Source organism: Treponema sp. R6D11, from assembly GCF_054786075.1.
On the sequence record NZ_BDHD01000330.1, the window covers coordinates 1 to 1,415 of the forward strand.

2 protein-coding genes are annotated in these 1,415 nt (G+C 41.5%); both read right to left on the bottom strand.

Features of this window, described 5'->3' with window-relative positions:
• A partial coding sequence (locus ACYVTD_RS12820; protein ID WP_461248134.1) for an aspartate carbamoyltransferase regulatory subunit occupies positions 1-400 on the bottom strand: 400 nt, incomplete at its 3' end.
• The gene (pyrB, locus tag ACYVTD_RS12825; RefSeq protein ID WP_461248135.1) at positions 387-1,319 is read right to left on the bottom strand and encodes an aspartate carbamoyltransferase; all 933 of its coding nucleotides are present in this window, start codon (positions 1,317-1,319) and stop codon (positions 387-389) included. The genes pyrB and ACYVTD_RS12820, both read right to left, overlap by 14 nt.
• Between the last annotated feature and the right edge of the window lie 96 nt (positions 1,320-1,415).

Consider the following 1,415-nt stretch of genomic DNA (forward strand, 5'->3'; position numbering starts at 1 on the left):
AGTATTCACAGCGGTATGTGCGCTGTTCGCGGTTTTCCAAATAGAAGATATGCGGTAAATATTTCTCCGTAGAGCTGATACAGCGCGGATTTTTACAGATAAGCACGTTTTCCACTTTTTGCGGAAGTTGCAACTTTATCTTTTTTGTTACACGCTCGTTTTCTATTATACTAACCGTAATATTAGGATCGATTAACCCAAGAACATCGAAGTTAATCGAAATAGTATTATCTATCTTAATTATATCCTTTTTTCCGCACCTTTGTGAATTGGCGTTTGCGACGAACGCGACATTATACGGAACTTTGTCAAGATTAAGCCAATTAAAAATGCGAATGCCCAACCCCGCTTTAATATGGTCTATAACAATGCCGTTTTTTATCTCGTCAATATTTAACATCTTCCGCCCCCAAAACACCGGCAAGCAACGCCATACGAACATACATGCCGTACTTTGCCTGTTTAAAATACGCCGCCCTAGGATCCGAATCAATCTCTACGGAAATCTCGTTTACGCGGGGCAACGGGTGTAAAACCACCATTTTTTGCTTCCCTACAGCCATTTTTTCGGTATTAAGGACGTATGTATCTTTCAGGCGGATATAATCATCTTCGTTAAAAAACCTCTCTCTTTGCACCCGAGTCATGTGAAGCACGTCCAATTCCAGCATGGATTTTTCAAGATCTTCTCTTTCTTCAAACTTAATATCCTGTTTTTTTAACAAATTTTTGATATATTCAGGCAAAATAAGCTCTTGCGGCGAGATAAAAATCATTTTTATTTTTGGGTAACGCGCAAGCGCCTTAGCAAGCGAATGAACAGTGCGCCCAAACTTTAAATCGCCGCAAAAACCTACTGTAAGATTCTCTATTTTGCCCAAAAGCTGCCTTATTGTTAAAAGATCCGTAAGCGTCTGCGTGGGGTGATGATGACCGCCGTCCCCCGCATTTATAACAGGAACCTCAGAATAACGGCTCGCCAGTAGCGCCGCGCCTTCCTTTGGATTTCTCATAACTATCGCGTCCGCGTAACTTGCCCCCATGCGGATTGTATCCGCTAAACTTTCGCCTTTTACCGCGGAGCTTGAGCCCGGCTCCGCAAAACCTAGACAGCTACCCCCCAAACGGAGCATTGCCGCCTCAAAACTAAGGCGGGTTCTGGTGCTTGGTTCAAAGAATAAAGTGGCTAAAAGCCGCCCTTTTAGACCATTTCTTAGGTATTTTTGGTCTTTTTCTATCATTTCCGCTTGTGAAAAAAGAAATTCCATCTCACTTAGTGAGAAATCTTCAGGTTCTATTAAAGAACGCCCTTTAAGCATTTATCCTCCCGAATATAATTAAAAAAAAACCGCCCTCGAAGGCGGAATTATTTTAAAAGTAATTTTTGGCGAAAAATTATCATAATTGGATTATAC